Origin of the sequence: Dictyobacter arantiisoli (genome assembly GCF_008326305.1) — a bacterium.
GTDB lineage: Bacteria > Chloroflexota > Ktedonobacteria > Ktedonobacterales > Ktedonobacteraceae > Dictyobacter > Dictyobacter arantiisoli.
Genome location: NZ_BIXY01000033.1, coordinates 50,235 through 66,292, shown reverse-complemented (window position 1 = coordinate 66,292; position 16,058 = coordinate 50,235). Strand labels below are relative to the sequence as shown.

The following is a 16,058-nucleotide window of genomic DNA, read 5'->3' as shown; positions in this document are numbered from 1 at the left end:
GTCGACCGTGAGCGATACTTGAATATGCATAAGAGTTTCCTTTCTGTGGGTTGGATGGGTTTTTTATATCCTACCACAACTGGAAACTCTCTTTTTTCTCGACCCAGGGTTTTGGGTGGAACCTGGCCTGTTGAATACGTCGGTATCCTTCTTTGCCCAGACGCAGGAAATTATAGTATTGCGCGATAATCTGGCTGCCAGGGCGAGAGAAGTTGAGCGCGAAGGTTGGCATCTGTCCACCGAGATAGTTGACGGAGAAGATCAAATCTTCGGGCAACTCTTGTTGATCGCGCCATACAATCCAGCCTACGCCTGGATAGACCAGACCATATTTATGTCCCGAGACGTTGATTGATTTGACACGTGCGACCCGGAAATCCCAGACGATCTGCGGTTGAATAACCTGTGTGATTTACTGGTTCACTCTGTATACGTAGCTGATAGAGCTTTTAGACATTGTTTATCCCGGGTCACGCTTATGGGCGCAAGCCAGGGATTTCTTCTGGTCGCATTGAATCCCTCACTATCAGGATGAGAGCTATGGGTATAGAAAAGCTACCGGAAATTATGATATACTTCGCCTTATAAAGCTCTATTTGCCCATTTGGTCGCATCAAAAGGATAGGTCATGTTAGAACAAAAAAATGAATTAGATTCGCAAGCTGTGAAGCCATTTGAAATCAAAAATCCTGCCCTCCGCCGTGGGGTAATGATACTCTGGCACCTTTCTATTATAGCGGCTATTGGTGTCTTAATTCTCTACTGGCAAACATCCTTTTTTGCGATTGGTTGTGAAGGAGATTTCTCCAAACTTCTAGAAAAGATCATCATCCTCTTATTTGCGCTCTTCCTCACCAGTCCATTTACCGAGATATTGCGCAAGCGCCTCTTTCCAAGGATCTCTGCTCCGAGAATGTAAGCAGCAAGGGGTTTTGTAGGTTCTGTTATGATCAGTACTTTTCACGTAATTCTACTTCCTGGAGTAGTTAAAAAAGTAAAAACAGGGTAGAATATAGTACCTGAACTTCTCCCAATTGCGGACAACAAGGCGTCGTATGAAGAAATGATGTCCTCCTGTCCTGGAAATGTCCATAAAAGGAGTGTGTTCCAGCCTCTTTTTTCTTTATATACGTGAAAGCCAGGGGGGCAGTCAGGTAAGGTATGACGCTGGTAAGTACTGTTACACTGTATGTATGGAGATAACAGGATCTCTAGCAGGTTGTGATCAGTAGAGCGTTGAAGTAAGAAATGTCAGGACTGATCTGTATGGATGATCGAGTAGGCCAAACGCTTGGAAGCTATCAGCTTCTTCAACCACTTGGAAAAGGAGGCTTTGCTGAGGTTTATCTGGCTCAGCATATGTATTTGAGACGGAAGGTTGCGCTCAAAGTGTTAGCGGGAAAGTTTACCAGGCAAGATGTTGAAGACTTTTTACGCGAGGCGCAAATTATCGCTGCATTTAAGCATCCGCATATTTTATCGGTATTTGATTTCGGGATGGCAAATCATGCAACACCTTTTCTGGTCATGGAATATGCTGCGAATGGGACGTTGCGTGATCGGCACCGCCCTGGCACACAGATTCCGCTGTCCACGGTGGTTTCTTATGTAAAATGTTTGGCCTCAGCTTTGCAATATGCCCATAATGCACGTGTAATGCATCGGGATCTCAAGCCAGAGAACATGTTGTTGGATGAGCATCAGACGTTGCTGCTCAGCGATTTCGGTCTGGCAGCGATTGCGCATCATAACACGAATTCTGTGAAGACATTAGATAGTAACGGTACTCCTCCCTATATGGCGCCCGAGCAGTTTCAAGGTAAGCCTGTTGTCGCCAGTGATCAGTATGCGCTGGCGGTGGTGATTTACGAATGGCTGTGTGGGGTACGTCCGTTTGGAGGAGACAATTACGCTCTGGCCTATCAGCATCAAGAAGTGCTACCAACGCCTTTGCATCAACTAAATCCACAACTCTCGACAGAGCTAGATACGGTTGTTTTGCGGGCACTGGCAAAAGATCCATTGAAGCGTTATCCATCCATTCAGGCGTTTGCCCATGCGTTTGAGCAAGCTGCCCAGCAGCAGAGCAGTAGTACGAAAAAAATTGCCGCATTCCCTCCCAGGCCGCCTGTCACTCCAGGCTCTCGACCTATACTCCAGGCTTCACCTGCCCTGGTGCCCTCGCCTGTTTCTCCCACTTTACTGATATGTGAGGGACACACAGACACGATTGAGTCAATCGCGTGGTCACCTGATGGATCGCGTTTGGCCTCAGTGAGCCGCGATAGATCTATCAAAGCCTGGAACGTCCATAATCGTGATCAACCTTTACTTTATTCGATGAAGTTATTGCATGAAGGGCAGGCAGTGGCATGGTCGCCCGATAGTCAGTGGTTAGCTTCAGGGGATCGAGAGCGCCTGGTGCAAATCTGGGATACGCAGCGTGCATCGCTTATCTGTACCCATACGTGTCCGGCTGATCATGTAGAGTCTGTTGCCTGGTCGCCCAATGGTACTCTGGTTGCTTCGGTGAGCGATGGCTATGTACAGATCTGGGGCGCCCTCAGCGTAGGGCCACCGATGCGTATTTTACGTGGTAATACCGATCAGCCAGCCTCTGGTAGCGTTGCCTGGTCGCCGGATGGGGGACTGATTGCGGTGGGAAGTGCTCAGCATACGGTGCACATCTGGAATATGCGCAACATTGGCTTACCTGCCGTAACATTGAGTGGACCTGTCAACGATAAGTGGTCTACAGATGTTCATCTCAATGCTCCACCATCGCTGTCCTGGTCGCCGGACAGTCGCTATCTGGTATCGTCGAGTGGTGATGATAGCGTTTATGTCTGGGATATTGAGTGGCCTGCGGCTCCTCTCCTCGTCTATCGGGGACACAATGAGCACGTAGATGCGGTGTCCTGGTCTCCTGATGGTCGTCACATTGCTTCGGCGGCCCGCTCGATCAGTAGTAATCATATCGTGCATATCTGGGATGCTCTCAAAGGAGGGCCCCCGTTGACAGGCCGCTTTGGCACGAGCAAAGTACTCTGGTCACCTGATGGAAAGCAGCTGGCCTCTGTTACCGCACACGTTGTCACGATCTGGCAAATGTAATAGATCCCGCTGAAGGCGGCAAAAAGAGAACATGGGTATTGTTGCCCTGGCAGTGACAGAGAATTTGTGATATACTTACCTGCGTAGGTGAAGAATTGATAATCCTTTTCAGATGTACCGCAAGTATTGTCAACAGTGCGAATGTGTTCTAACAGCTCTTGTTTACCGCTCCACGACACTTTCTTCTGCCCTGATAGTATATGGCTTTGAGGCTATATGCTCCCAATAAATCCCTCTTTTCTTTTTTAATACCGACACGTTCTATCGAAAGGAGACGGCTGCGAGCCCTGTCCGGGATCGTGACCTTTTAACCTGATGAGAAATACCAAATCAAGTATGGAAACAGTTTTACCCCATCCTCAAACAATGGCACATTCAACGGCTGTAGCTCCGGCCGTAGTCCAGGTGAACATGAAAGACGAACAAAAATTGCAATCGCATCAAGCTCCACTGATCTCTGATCAGGAGTTGGCGGTGCCGGGTTCGGGTGTCCTCGATATCGTTGAGGATGGCTATGGATTTTTACGTTCAAGCCGCTATCTGCCAGGACCGGAAGACATTTATGTCTCGCTATCGCAGATCCGCCGTTTTCGCTTACGCCAGGGCGATTTTGTGGCCGGTCAGGTGCGTCCGCCCAAGGAGCGCGAGCAGTATGCGGGACTTTTACGTGTTGAAGCTATCAATGATCGTGATCCTGAGGCGCTACACCTGCGGCCTCGTTTTGAAGCCCTGACCCCCATTTTTCCAAATCAGATGTTTAATCTTGAGAATGTTCCAGGCAATCTATCTGGTCGTTTGCTGAACCTCGTGGCCCCAATTGGTCGGGGACAGCGCGGCCTGATTGTGGCTCCTCCCAAGGCTGGCAAAACTGTCTTGCTGAAAGCCATTGCCAATGCTATCTCAGAAAATTATCCCGATGTGTATCAATTGATCGCTCTGATCGGCGAGCGCCCTGAAGAGGTAACGGATCTGGAGCGTGTGGTGCGCGGCGAGGTGATCAGCTCGACCTTTGATGAGCCTGCCCATATTCAGACCCATATCGCTGAACTGGTGCTGGAACGTGCCAAGCGGCTGGTGGAAGAGGGCAAAGATGTGGTGATCCTGCTGGATAGCCTGACTCGCCTGTCACGCGCCTATAATCTGACCGTCGATTCGAGTGGACGCAGTCTGTCCGGTGGTCTGGACCCCAATGCTATGACGATGCCGAAACGCTTCTTTGGCGCGGCCCGTAAGCTTGAAGAAGGCGGGAGCCTGACTGTGATCGCTACGGCCTTGATCGAGACCGGGAGCCGCATGGACGATGTGATCTATGAGGAACTCAAAGGAACCGGTAACATGGAACTGGTCCTGAGCCGCAAACTGGCCGAACGCCGTGTCTTCCCTTCAATCGATATTGGCTTATCCGGTACGCGTCGCGAGGAATTGCTGTATGATCAGCCTACCTATCGTGGTGTGGTGACGATGCGTCGTATGTTTGCGCAGATTTCGGATCAGCAGGGACAGGACGCGATGGAAGCCTTGATTCAACAACTTGCCAAATCCCCCAGCAATAGAGATTTCCTGGCATCCCTGGCGAAACGCTCCGCATAGGATGATGTATAGTGAGGATGGAGACAGGCCCCGCCTGACTCCATCCTCACCAGGATATTCTATATACAGGATTGCGTTCTCAATAGTCCTTATTTTTTGGGAAAGCCCTCAGAGATGGTCTGATATTCTTCATCGCTGAGTTGAATCTCGGCGGCTCTGGCATTTTCTTCGAGGTGTTTAAGCGAATTGGTGCCCGGAATCGGGAGCATCACACAGGCACGTTTGAGCAGCCAGGCGAGCGCGATTTGTCCCGGTGTCGCATGATGCTGGCTGGCGATGCGAGCCAGCTGCCCCTGATCCTTCGCCAGATCGCCTGTTGCCAGAGGAAACCAGGGAATGAAGCCGATACTCTCGCTCTGACAGATATCCAGCACATCCTCTGAGGCTCGATCAGTCAAGTTATAGCGATTCTGTACGCTGACGATGGTGGTCATCTTGCGGGCCTGCTCAAGCTGCTGACTATTGACGTTAGAGAGGCCAATAGAGCGGATCTTGCCGGCTGCTTGCTGCTTGACCAGCTCGCCCACTGAATCCTCGAACGGAATCTTAGGATCAGGGGTGTGCAACTGATAGACATCGATGCGATCCACACGCAGTCGTTTCAGGCTCCCTTCGAGGGCGGCGCGCAAGTGATCTGGATGCCCATCGGGATACCACTGATCAGGACCGCTACGCCCATAACCGCCCTTGGTCGCGATCACAAGATGTTCGGGATAGGGATACAACGCTTCTGCGATCAGCGTTTCGCTGACCTCTGGACCATAAGAATTGGCGGTATCGATGAAATTGATGCCAAGCTCTAAGGCATGGCGTAGCACCGCCAGAGATGCTTGTTTATCGGGCGGTGGCCCCCAGACGCCTCTGCCTGTAATACGCATCGCACCAAAACCCAGGCGATAGATCTTTAAGGTGTCTGCCAGCAAAAATGTGCCGCTGGCACTGGCCGGACGCTGATTGGTTTGTTGCATAGGAAATACTCCATCTCTTCACGCTTAAGGGATTGTGAGCAGCTCTCTTCTTTGTTTCTTTGTAGTCACGCCTGGTTGCTCCCACACGTTTCTTCCCAATGTCAGAAGCCTGCCCGCTTTATAAAAGATGCATTCTCGCTGGCTCGAAATGGACAAGGTAGAGTAGCTCTCCTTCTCATAGTGTCGAGTGCTACAAGCGACAAGGCTCAATATTTAATCTGACCCATTGCGGTTGTGGCTGAATAAATGATGGAGATGACGGGTGAAGGAATGGATGAATTGAAGATTGGGTGCGAACACCAGTATCGGCATTGAAACTGGTTGATCGCTTGTATACAGTGTATGCATTGTATACAGGGAACACCTAAATATTAAAAATCTTCCAACAACGAAAGACGGAGGATCTTATTATCTTCTAAAGCGAGCAGCGTCAAAAAATCTTGCACTTTGTCATCATCAGATGGAAGCAACTGCTCAAGCCGCTCCAGATCTTGCTGCTCAGGATGAAGAATTTCGATATCCTGATCCTGGCTATCGGTACATTGAGTGTGGTGAGTGTTTGCTTGTTTATACATAGCACATCTCCCTCCCTGATATGAGAAACTCTCTCTCCCTCATAAGACGCTAAATACTCCAAAAATGTTACACGAGTTTTTCTTCTTTTTGCCTCCTCGAAAAGAGATCATCCGTTCAGTCAACCAGGACCTATTGCCTAACAAAGTTTTTGATTCCCACTCCCAGCGGGATCTTACTGCTCACCTGCTGGCAGGCGCGTGCGCGCCTGCGCCCTTTTTAGTGTGTGGTGCAGAAAAGGTGCTATGCACCTTTTCTGCACCACACACTAAAAACAGTTTTGAGCACCGCAGGTGCGAAAACTCATGCGCCAGGATGGCGAAGACCATGGGAATCAAACACATTCTTTGTGTCTTTGACGTAGCTGGCCCTGTGTTACACACAACAGCCTGATATTCAACAAGTGGTTATGCATGGTGTCATCACACCTGGCAGAAAGCCATCTGAAATTTCATGGCAGAGTAAAAAATGTCCTGCCAGGTGTTATGAACCTTAAGGAAGACGCCTTGTAGCCGCAAAGTAGATAAGTGCGGCACAGTTTTTTGGGGAATGTGCTCATTGTGGTAATTGTGCTGACGGTTCGACGCAATAGCCTTCAGCACAGTATGTTCGTTCAAACGTTCAGCACAATTACCACAATGAGCAGAGGCTCAGGCAATTTTGGTGACGGATAAAGGAATACGTTGGGTCATATCCAACGTGAAGCGTCCATAGGGGTTCACATGCTGGTAGAACAGTGGTGTTAATCCTCGCCAGTCTTCTTGCTTCATCGGATTCTTCCATTTCTCCTCGGCCAAGACTTCTTGCAGCATCAACGTATTGATGAGAGCGAGGCTGACCTGAATGAGATGCAGGTATAAGGCGGCCATCATGGCACAGGTCAAATATCGCTTCATCCCGTATATGAAACGTCATGCGCTGCAAGCGCACCACTCCGCATGACGTTTCGTATATCTGGTGAGCAGGCTCTGATGTGCTCAAAGCGTGGGCGTCTCTCTGCAAAAAAAGCTAGGAGCGTTGGTAATCCCGCGTTCCATCAACCTATTTGACGTGCCGCAACAGGCCGAGCCGCAGCAAGCTCTCGGCAGCCGCGACGATGGCCTCTTCGTTCGAGCGCGGTGTCCAACCAAGCAGCTCTCTGGCTTTGGCATTGGTGACGTTCCAGGCTTTGCCCAGTTCGGGAATGAATTGCGCGATCGAGGGATCGACCAATGAGGCCAGCCGCACCAGCCAATTGGGCAGTTCCCTGGTCGGCACTCGTCTCGCTGCATCTCCCAGCCGCTTTTTCAGCACGAGGGCGATTTGCTGAATGGTCATGCCATCTTCAGCGGTGGCTAGGAAGCGTTGCCCATTGGCCGCCGGATTGGTCATGGCACGCACGTGCAGATCCACGACGTCCCGCACATCGACGACACCAAAGGTGAGGCGCGGACAGCCCGGCAGTGCTCCGTCCATTAAACGCTGCATGATCTGGATGGAGCTTGAATAGTCCGCTCCAAGCACGGGCCCAAAGATAACGGCCGGATTGATGACTGTGAGTTCCAACGTACCACCTTCGCGGGCGATGAAGTCCCAGGCCGCACGCTCTGCCAGCGTCTTCGATTTCACATAGGCGCTGAGATGGCGGCTGTTCAGGTTGGTCCAGTCCTCTTCGGTAAAGAGGTGGTTTGTGGACGCGAAACCGTAGTGGATGGCGGCGAACGAAGAGGTTAGCACGACGCGTTTGACGTCCGCGTCCCGCGCAGCCCGTAGTACACGCAGAGCACCTTCGCGGGCTGGAATGATGAGTTCGTCCTCGTTTTTCGGCTGACTGGGCGGAAAGGGCGAGGCGACGTGAAGTACGAAGTCACACCCTGCCACGGCTTCTGACCAGCCCGCATCGTCCATCAGATCGGCGGCGACGAAGGAGAGTGCCTCTCCCGGTTCAGCACCGCCCGCTTTGAGCATGGCACGTACGTCGGCTTCACGCTTGAGCGAACGCACCGTTGTTCTCACACGATAGCCAGAGTCCAGAAGGTGCAGGATGCAGTGCGCACCAAGAAATCCCGATCCACCTGTGACAAGTACAAGTTCTCCACTCATATGAGTCTCCTTCTGTTCAGAGAATGACGCCGCGTCAGTGCGCGCGAACGCCTAAGAGAAGCATTGCTTCTTTGTTACTCTACCACAAGATTAGTATAAAGTAAACAAATTTATCCTTTTTCGTCTACTTTATATATTTTGTCTCTTTCATTTACAGTGATCCGGTGATCTGGTATACTTGACTGGCAGGGCCAGTCAAGTCAGGAGCATGTATGAGTGAAGTTGAAAAGAGCGCTTCGCCTGTTGAGCAGCGCGGTGAACGATATGAGGAGTTGAAACAGAAGTACCTTACCCGCTTACTGCCTGTGATCCAACACCAGAGATTGGGCCATCTGAGGCTTGACGACATTGTGCGCTTTATGGATATCAGTAAAGCCACGTTCTATAAGTATTTTTCCTCAAAAGAAGATGTCGTTGAGCAAGGAGTGGATCTGGTGGTGGCTTCTCTCAAGCAGGCTGCTACGCTTGTAGGAGACGAGTCTTCTCCTCCTCTTCTGCGCTTTCAGCAGGCCTTTATGCAATCCCTGGACATTGCCTGCTATCTCCCTGAGACACTTTTGCTTGACGTGAAACAGCTCTCGCCGCTCTTATGGGAACGTGTCAAACAGGCCCAGCGAGAATGGCAGCAGCAGCTCCAGCGGTTCTATGAGCAGGGCATTGCTCAGGGCATCTTCCATCCTATTAAGCCGGTGCTTGCGGTGCTGCAAAATGAACTCTTCCTGCGTAACATCATGGACCCTGTATTCCTCATGGAGCGCGATTTGACGCTGCGAATGCTGCTGTATGATTACTATGAACTCCAGAAGTACCAATGGCTGCTCCCTGAGTTTGCCAAGCAAATAGACGATGTGCCTGTCAGCGAATTTATTGATCGAGTGGTACACAAGTTTTCGCTGGGCATATATAAGTCCCAGCCATAAAAACTGGTTACCCGGCACAATTTTCTAAGAACCGGGATTTGCCCACAGTAGGAACCAAAACTTGGAATAACTAGCTGAACTAGCCCGTAGAGAGCCTTAATGAAGCTCTCTGTGTAACGCAGGGCCTGGAGAGCCGGTCAAGAAATCACGCAGCGTCCTGAAGATCAGCTTGAAGCGGCTGGGAACGAGCCAGAACATGCAGATTGTGGACGAAGATTATAGAGGCGTAATTTTTGTGATTGTTTATATGTTTTAATAATTGGAGTTTGCGATGCAGGAGAAGCCTGAATACTTGATGCAAGAGCATGCGGCGGCTTTTACGGATGAGGATGTGGCGGCTGCGTATCTGTTGCGTCCCGCATATCCTGTGGGTACGTTTGATATTTTGCGGGATTTGATCCAGGATGAGCCTTGCTCGATACTGGATGCTGGTTGCGGGAATGGGAATCTGGCACGCTCACTGGCAGCTCGCGATGCTGATATTGAGCGGATCGATGCGGTGGATTATGCGCAGGCGATGCTGGAGCAGGTGCGTCAGTTGATGATTATGTCGAGTCCTATCATGCACGTAGTGGTTTTTCACGCGCCAGGATGCAGTCCGGCCATGCCGAGGCCTTTGATCGGGAGGCGCGTGAGGTCTTGTGGCAGAGCCATCCCGATGGTCTGGTGACGTTTCGTGTGCGTGGGATTGTGAGTTGGGGCCAGCCACAGCAACCCTTGTCGTAGCATTTGTTATCTCCATTTGGATAGATACATAAATTCGCGCCTGTGTTATACTTGAGTCCTACTAGTTTCTTTTTGTGGGGGGATAACCCTACTCGCAACACTTTTTATTGAAGCTGGCTTGCCATCCATTGGCAATACCGGCTTGTTTGTGTATTGCCCTACAAAAAGAAGTCAGCATGGCATGGCAGTCAACGAGCGACACTTCTTACGTGCGAACACACATGGGCGGCGTCCTTGATTGTATGTATTAAGATGTAAGGAAAATCTCTGGTCTCGCTGACCGGAAGCATGTTTTTTCATACTCTATTGGACAGGGGAAAGAAAACTCCTGCTAGCTTTTAGGAGGCGCAATGCGTTCAGATCAGATTAAGCTCGGCTTCGAGCGCGCTCCTCACCGTGGTTTGCTGCGTGCAACAGGTGTTGTAGGTGAGAACGATTTTAATAAGCCATTTATCGCCGTCTGTAACTCGTATGTGGATGTGGTTCCAGGTCATGTGCATTTGCAGGCTTTTGGCAAACTGGTGAAGGAAGCGATTCGCGCCGCTGGCGGGGTACCGTTTGAGTTCAATACAATTGGCGTCGATGATGGTATCGCGATGGGCCATATCGGTATGAAGTATTCACTGCCCAGTCGTGAGTTGATCGCGGATAGCGTTGAGACCATGATTGAGGCCCATCGCTTCGACGGTATGGTCTGTATCCCGAACTGCGATAAGATCGTTCCGGGGATGCTGCTGGCGGCGATGCGTCTGGATGTTCCCACTATTTTTATCAGTGGTGGTCCCATGGCAGCTGGTAAGCTCTCTGATGGCAGTAGCTCTGATCTGATCCGTATCTTTGAGGGCGTGGGTGCCTATAAAGCGGGCAAGATTAATGATGCTCAGTTGCTGGAATTGGAACAGAAGAGCTGCCCTTCCTGTGGCTCATGCTCAGGTATGTTCACCGCCAATTCGATGAACTGTCTGATGGAGGCGTTGGGCCTGGCCTTGCCGGGCAATGGTTCCCGTCTGGCGAAAACTGAGGCCCGCGAAGAACTGGCGCGCCGGGCCGGTGCCCAGATCCTTGAGCTGATCAAAGCCGATCTGACCCCCCGCAAAATCGTGACCCAGGAGAGCATTGATAACGCTTTTGCCCTGGATATGGCGATGGGGGGTTCGACCAATACTGTCTTGCATACTCTGGCCCTGGCCCGCGAAGGCGAGATCGATTATTCGCTGGAGCGCATCAATCAAGTAGCGGCCCGCACACCTCATTTATGTAAAGTCAGCCCGGCTGGTAGCTGGCATATGGAGGATGTGGATCGTGCCGGTGGCATTAGCGCCATCCTCAAAGAGCTCTCCAAAAAAGAGGGTGTCCTCAATCTGGATCGGCCAACCGTGACGCTGCACACCCTGGGCGAGAATATTGCTGACGCCGATGTATTGGATTCCGAAGTGATCCATTCCATTGATAATCCATATAGCGAAAAAGGTGGATTAGCGGTCCTGTTTGGCAATCTGGCTCCTGAGGGGTCGGTCGTCAAAGTGGCCGCTGTAGCGCCTGAAATGATGAATCATACCGGACCTGCCCGTATCTATAATTCACAAGAAGAGGCCTGCGCTGGTATTCTGAATGGTCAGGTTAAAGCTGGCGATGTTGTGGTTATCCGCTACGAGGGTCCGCGTGGTGGTCCTGGTATGCAGGAGATGCTGGCTCCCACCGCCAATATCATGGGTATGGGACTGGGCGATAAGGTTGCTCTGATCACCGATGGTCGCTTCTCTGGTGGTACTCGTGGTGCCTGTATCGGTCACGTCTCGCCTGAGGCCGCCGCCGACGGACCAATCGCGGCCCTGCTGGATGGCGATATGATCCATCTGGATCTGCTTGAGCGCCGTTTGGAGGTCAATCTGACTCCTGCGCAGATCGCCGAGCGCCTGAGCCAGGTGACCCATGTCAAAGGACGTGTCAAGAGCTCCTGGCTGCGTCGTTACGCCTCCATGGTCACCTCCGCCAACACTGGCGCAGTCCTGGCCGTCCCCGAAATCTAATCGCTTGCTAGCTTAAGAGATAACAATCTCTGAATGTAAATGAAAGCCCTCGTCTCCTGAAAAAGGATGAACGAGGGCTTTCGTGCGTTTAGTACCAGATAGGCTCTACAACCAAAAGAGGATTCTTATAATCTATATGTATAAATCAGCGCATGTGCGTGAGTACAAAAGACGTTATATGAATGGTGATAGGAATTTCAGGTGAGAAAGTAATGACTATTCAGCGATGTTTATGATAAAATGTTTTTATTATTCAAGTATGTTGCTGTATAGCTATAAATCTATATCATCCCGAATAGGAATAAAAAAATGCTTGAATAGCAAATACATTGTTGTATTCATAATTATTGTATTATACAAAGCTGTATAGATTATTATTTTTGTTTTTGCATGCTGATGGAGAACAGGTATGATACCCAGAGCACCTGAGGCGGAACCTAAACATCCTTTGCCACTATGGGGTCGCTGGCTTATTTTAATTGCCGTGTTACTATTGGTCATAGGACTGGCAATTCTTTGGATTATTCAGGGGGCCCAGGCACTTATCCCTGTGGTTGTAATAACTGTTATTGGTGTGGTGCTAGCTTTTTTTCAAGTTTTTCCACCCACTCTTCTTCTGCCCGAGAAGGAGCCCTCAATAAAGATAGCCTCTACGGATTTATCATCATCCCATGTTTCTACTACTCTTGTGGATGCACATAGAGTTGTACCCGCTATCCTGACCACATCCCCTGCTAGCGCAAATAACACTGTGACGCGTGCTCCAGATGTGGATCAATCGACATCCGTAGCACGGATGGCAAATGAGACGAGGATAGATTGGGATGGCGCGCCGCAACAAGGAAAGTTTTACGGCAGGCTGGAAGAGTTTACCACGCTAGAAAAATGGATTGAACATGAGCATTGTTGTGTCTTATCGATATTAGGGCAGGGAGGAATTGGAAAAACCAGTCTTGCTGTAGCATTAGTGAATCAAGTCAACACTTTATTTGATTATGTCTTCTGGCGTACCCTGCAAAATGCGCCTCCCTTAAGAGAAGTATTAAAGGAATCCCTGCTCTTTTTTTCAGAGCAACAGATAACTGCGCTTCCTGAAAATGAGGAAGCAGCTTTAGCTTTGCTCTTTGATATTCTAAAGAAGAAGCGTTGCTTGCTTATTTTTGATAATTTAGAGACCATCTTACAGGATGGGAATCATGCTAGCTTATACCAATATGGCTATGAAGATTATGATAATTTCATTCGCCGTTTTGGAACAACCAGGCATAGTAGTTGTTTGCTCTTGACGAGTCGTGAGAAAACGAAGGAACTTGTACTGTTGGAAAGCGCCTCCGCTGGTGTTCGTTCGTTATCTGTGGCGGGTTTAGATACAAAAGTGGGCCGTGCCATTATCGAGGATGGGACGCTGTTTGGTTCCGACGACCAATGGTCTATGCTCGTACAAATTTATTCCGGGAATCCATTGGCTTTAAAGCTGGTCTGCGAGTTTATTCGTGAGATATTTGGAGGGAATATTGAGGTTTTCTTGCGTGAACGTGACGGTAGTACAGGCATTCACGCGCTCCTTGATCAACAGTTTAAAAGACTATCAGCGCTTGAATTAGAAATTATCTATTGGCTGGCAGTAGAGCGTGAGCGTGTATCTTTAGAAGAATTGCGCGTAGACCTCGTCACTTCTGTTATAAAAAAAGAGTTACTGGATGCACTGCTCTCATTACGCCGGCGTTTTCTCATTGAGACCACTGGTAGTTCAGTACAATTTACGTTGCTCCCTCTTATTATGGAGCATGTTGCTGATGTACTTGTTGACCAGATCTATGAAGAGTTCTTGAACGAAGATATCAATATATTTGGCAAATATGCTCTGATGAAGGCCGATGCTAAAGAACATGTGCGAGAAAGTCAGATACGTTTTTTTCTGGCTCCCCTGGCGAAGCGGCTACTGGACAATTTTGGCGAGTCAGAATTACAACAGAAGTGCCAGCATATATTGTCCCTTATCCATACATTTCCTGCCGCACAACCAACCTATGCAGCTGGAAATATGCTCTCCCTGCTAATATTTCTGAAGTTTGATTTAGAGAAGTATGATTTTTCGCATCTCTTCATTCGACAAGCCTATCTCCAGAAAGTGAATCTCTCCAACGTTAATTTTCGCTCCACTCATTTTGATAAATCAATGTTTACCGATACATTAGGGAATATCTTATCTCTCTCATTTGCGCCTGTGGGGGATCTTGTTGCCGGGGGGACAACCACGAGTAGCGTGCGTATCTGGCGCTGGCAGGGGATGCATGCGTCGCCGCATCTGGATTGCACAGGACATACTGACTGGGTGCGATCCGTGACTTTTAGTCCGGATAGCAATGTATTAGCGAGTTGTGGGAATGATCAGACGATTCGCCTCTGGGATGTCAATACAGGGATATGTTTGTCCGTTTTGCGAGGCCACAATAGCTGGGTACGCCAGGTTATCTTTAGTCCGGATGGCAAGGTACTAGCGAGTTGTGGGAATGATCAGACGATTCGCCTCTGGGATGTTGCTACTCGACAATGTATGCATATCTTGCAGGGACATGAGGGTGAAGTGCGCTCGATTGCTTTTAGTCCTGACGGCACACGTCTGGTAAGTGGTAGCCAGGATAAAACAGTGCGCTTTTGGGATCTCACTAGCAGGGATTGCCTCGCTATCGTCACGGGGCATACCAGCGAAGTATGGTCTGTAGCCTTTAGTCCTGATAGTCGCTTCTGCGCCAGTGCGAGCGATGATCAAACAATTCGTGTATGGGATAGCCAGACACATGCGCTGCATCACGTCTTGACGGGACATACCAGGCGTGTACGCTCGGTTGCTTTTCATCCTTTGGAGCCTCTGTTGATCAGTGCCAGCGAAGATCAAACCATTCGGCAATGGGATACGCTCACCGGGCAGCGGCGCCATACCCTGGTCGGACATACGGGTTGGATACGCTCAATTGCGTTCAACGCTGACGGGAGCGTTCTCGCCAGCGGCGGTGATGATCAGACGATTCGCCTCTGGGAGACGAATACCAATCACTGCCTGACAGCTTTAAGCGGCCATAGTAATTGGATAAAAACCGTAGCCTTTAGTCCTGATGAGCGCTTACTGGCAAGCAATAGTGATACTTACACCCTGAGCTTGTGGCAAACAGAGATTGAAGAAACCGCTCATATGCTAACCGGGCACAATAGCTGGGTACGTACTGTAGCCTTTAGTCCTGATGGTAATTTGTTAGCCAGTGGGAGTGAAGATACCGTAGTTCGCTTGTGGAATGTCAGGCGTGAGCAGTATGTGAAAACATTACGAGGACATCATAGTTGGGTTACGTCCGTCGCTTTTAGTCCGGATGGGAATGTGCTGGCGAGTGCAAGCGAAGATGCGTCGATCTGTTTATGGAATATTCAGACTGGTAAAGCTATCCATACCCTGACTGGCCATACACATAGAGTTGGATCTATCGCTTTTAGTCCTGATGGCACTCTGCTGGCGAGTGCCGGTGATGATCAGAAGGTTCGCCTTTGGAACGTGCAACTGGGTACCTGTCTTACAACCTTACATGGGCACACCAGCCGGGTAAGGTCTGTCGCTTTTAGCCCGGATGGACGCTTTCTGGCTAGTGCGAGTGGAGATCATACTGTGAGAGTCTGGCAGACTGACACCTGGCGTTGCTTACATATACTCCTCGGACATACCAACTGGGTACGTTCGGTTGCCATTGGTGCTGATGCGGTGATTGCGAGTGGAAGCGATGATCGGACTATTCGTCTCTGGGATGCCCGGACGGGTGAATGTATTCAGGTTCTAGAAGGCCATGCCGACCATGTGCGTGCAGTTGCTTTTAATGGACAGGGGAATCACCTTGCCAGTGGTAGCCGGGATGGCTCTATTCGTCTCTGGGATGTACCTGCTGGCACCTGTTATAAAATCCTTAAGTGTGATCGACCATATGAGCATATGGATATCACTGGAGCCTCTGGTTTAACAGAGGTCCAGCGAGAAACTCTGAAAGTTCTGGGTGCGATTGATCACTGAT

11 protein-coding genes and 1 pseudogene are annotated in these 16,058 nt (G+C 49.9%); 7 read left to right on the top strand and 5 right to left on the bottom strand.

Going from position 1 to position 16,058, the window contains the following annotated elements; genetic code table 11:
• Positions 1–124: 124 nt before the first annotated feature.
• A pseudogene (locus F1593_RS12595) lies at positions 125–394 on the bottom strand (pyridoxal-dependent decarboxylase); the annotation flags it as partial.
• Between the two features lie 234 nt (positions 395–628).
• Between F1593_RS12595 and F1593_RS12590 the strand changes: the two are divergent.
• The 3 genes from F1593_RS12590 to rho all read left to right on the top strand — a co-directional run bounded on the left by F1593_RS12590 (position 629) and on the right by rho (position 4,704).
• Positions 629–919 (top strand): hypothetical protein, encoded by a 291-nt coding sequence (locus F1593_RS12590; RefSeq protein WP_149401916.1) that lies wholly within the window; start codon positions 629–631, stop codon positions 917–919.
• Positions 920–1,266: 347 nt separating this feature from the next.
• Positions 1,267–3,114, top strand: a complete 1,848-nt coding sequence (locus tag F1593_RS12585) for a serine/threonine-protein kinase (protein ID WP_172632083.1) — start codon at positions 1,267–1,269, stop codon at positions 3,112–3,114.
• A gap of 336 nt (positions 3,115–3,450) precedes the next feature.
• Positions 3,451–4,704 carry a transcription termination factor Rho gene (rho, locus tag F1593_RS12580; protein ID WP_149401914.1) on the top strand — a complete coding sequence of 418 codons (1,254 nt, stop codon included), beginning with the start codon at positions 3,451–3,453 and terminating at the stop codon, positions 4,702–4,704.
• An 89-nt stretch (positions 4,705–4,793) separates the two neighbouring features.
• On the opposite strand, the gene F1593_RS12575 is transcribed toward rho, so the two are convergent.
• The 4 genes from F1593_RS12575 to F1593_RS12560 all read right to left on the bottom strand — a co-directional run bounded on the left by F1593_RS12575 (position 4,794) and on the right by F1593_RS12560 (position 8,327).
• On the bottom strand, positions 4,794–5,672 hold the full coding sequence (locus F1593_RS12575) for an aldo/keto reductase (protein WP_149401913.1): 879 nt from the start codon (positions 5,670–5,672) through the stop codon (positions 4,794–4,796).
• Positions 5,673–6,043: 371 nt separating this feature from the next.
• Entirely contained in the window at positions 6,044–6,247 is a 204-nt protein-coding gene (locus tag F1593_RS12570) for a hypothetical protein (protein ID WP_149401912.1), read from the bottom strand.
• 648 nt (positions 6,248–6,895) lie between these two features.
• Positions 6,896–7,129, bottom strand: a complete 234-nt coding sequence (locus tag F1593_RS12565; RefSeq protein WP_172632082.1) for a Tn3 family transposase — start codon at positions 7,127–7,129, stop codon at positions 6,896–6,898.
• 157 nt (positions 7,130–7,286) lie between these two features.
• Entirely contained in the window at positions 7,287–8,327 is a 1,041-nt protein-coding gene (locus tag F1593_RS12560; protein ID WP_149401910.1) for an SDR family oxidoreductase, read from the bottom strand.
• A gap of 212 nt (positions 8,328–8,539) precedes the next feature.
• Here F1593_RS12560 and F1593_RS12555 point away from each other — a divergent pair, with 212 nt between their 5' ends.
• The 4 genes from F1593_RS12555 to F1593_RS12540 all read left to right on the top strand — a co-directional run bounded on the left by F1593_RS12555 (position 8,540) and on the right by F1593_RS12540 (position 16,057).
• The gene (locus tag F1593_RS12555; RefSeq protein WP_149401909.1) at positions 8,540–9,247 is read left to right on the top strand and encodes a TetR/AcrR family transcriptional regulator; all 708 of its coding nucleotides are present in this window, start codon (positions 8,540–8,542) and stop codon (positions 9,245–9,247) included.
• A 295-nt stretch (positions 9,248–9,542) separates the two neighbouring features.
• A complete protein-coding gene (locus F1593_RS12550) occupies positions 9,543–9,917 on the top strand; it encodes a class I SAM-dependent methyltransferase (protein WP_235932568.1) in 375 nt (124 codons plus the stop codon).
• Positions 9,918–10,323: 406 nt separating this feature from the next.
• Entirely contained in the window at positions 10,324–12,003 is a 1,680-nt protein-coding gene (gene ilvD / locus F1593_RS12545; RefSeq protein ID WP_149401907.1) for a dihydroxy-acid dehydratase, read from the top strand.
• Between the two features lie 409 nt (positions 12,004–12,412).
• Complete coding sequence (locus F1593_RS12540; protein ID WP_149401906.1) at positions 12,413–16,057, top strand: WD40 domain-containing protein; 3,645 nt, start codon at positions 12,413–12,415, stop codon at positions 16,055–16,057.
• Position 16,058: the final 1 nt, after the last annotated feature.

What these genes read in the sequence shown, in the direction of transcription:
- ilvD (WP_149401907.1), top strand. Translation starts at nt 10,324, where the DNA reads ATGCGTTCAGATCAGATTAAGCTCGGCTTCGAGCGCGCTCCTCACCGT.
- F1593_RS12590 (WP_149401916.1), top strand. Translation starts at nt 629, where the DNA reads ATGTTAGAACAAAAAAATGAATTAGATTCGCAAGCTGTGAAGCCATTT.
- F1593_RS12550 (WP_235932568.1), top strand. Translation starts at nt 9,543, where the DNA reads ATGCAAGAGCATGCGGCGGCTTTTACGGATGAGGATGTGGCGGCTGCG.
- F1593_RS12540 (WP_149401906.1), top strand. Translation starts at nt 12,413, where the DNA reads ATGATACCCAGAGCACCTGAGGCGGAACCTAAACATCCTTTGCCACTA.
- rho (WP_149401914.1), top strand. Translation starts at nt 3,451, where the DNA reads ATGGAAACAGTTTTACCCCATCCTCAAACAATGGCACATTCAACGGCT.
- F1593_RS12585 (WP_172632083.1), top strand. Translation starts at nt 1,267, where the DNA reads ATGGATGATCGAGTAGGCCAAACGCTTGGAAGCTATCAGCTTCTTCAA.
- F1593_RS12560 (WP_149401910.1), bottom strand. Translation starts at nt 8,327, where the DNA reads ATGAGTGGAGAACTTGTACTTGTCACAGGTGGATCGGGATTTCTTGGT.
- F1593_RS12570 (WP_149401912.1), bottom strand. Translation starts at nt 6,247, where the DNA reads ATGTATAAACAAGCAAACACTCACCACACTCAATGTACCGATAGCCAG.
- F1593_RS12575 (WP_149401913.1), bottom strand. Translation starts at nt 5,672, where the DNA reads ATGCAACAAACCAATCAGCGTCCGGCCAGTGCCAGCGGCACATTTTTG.
- F1593_RS12555 (WP_149401909.1), top strand. Translation starts at nt 8,540, where the DNA reads ATGAGTGAAGTTGAAAAGAGCGCTTCGCCTGTTGAGCAGCGCGGTGAA.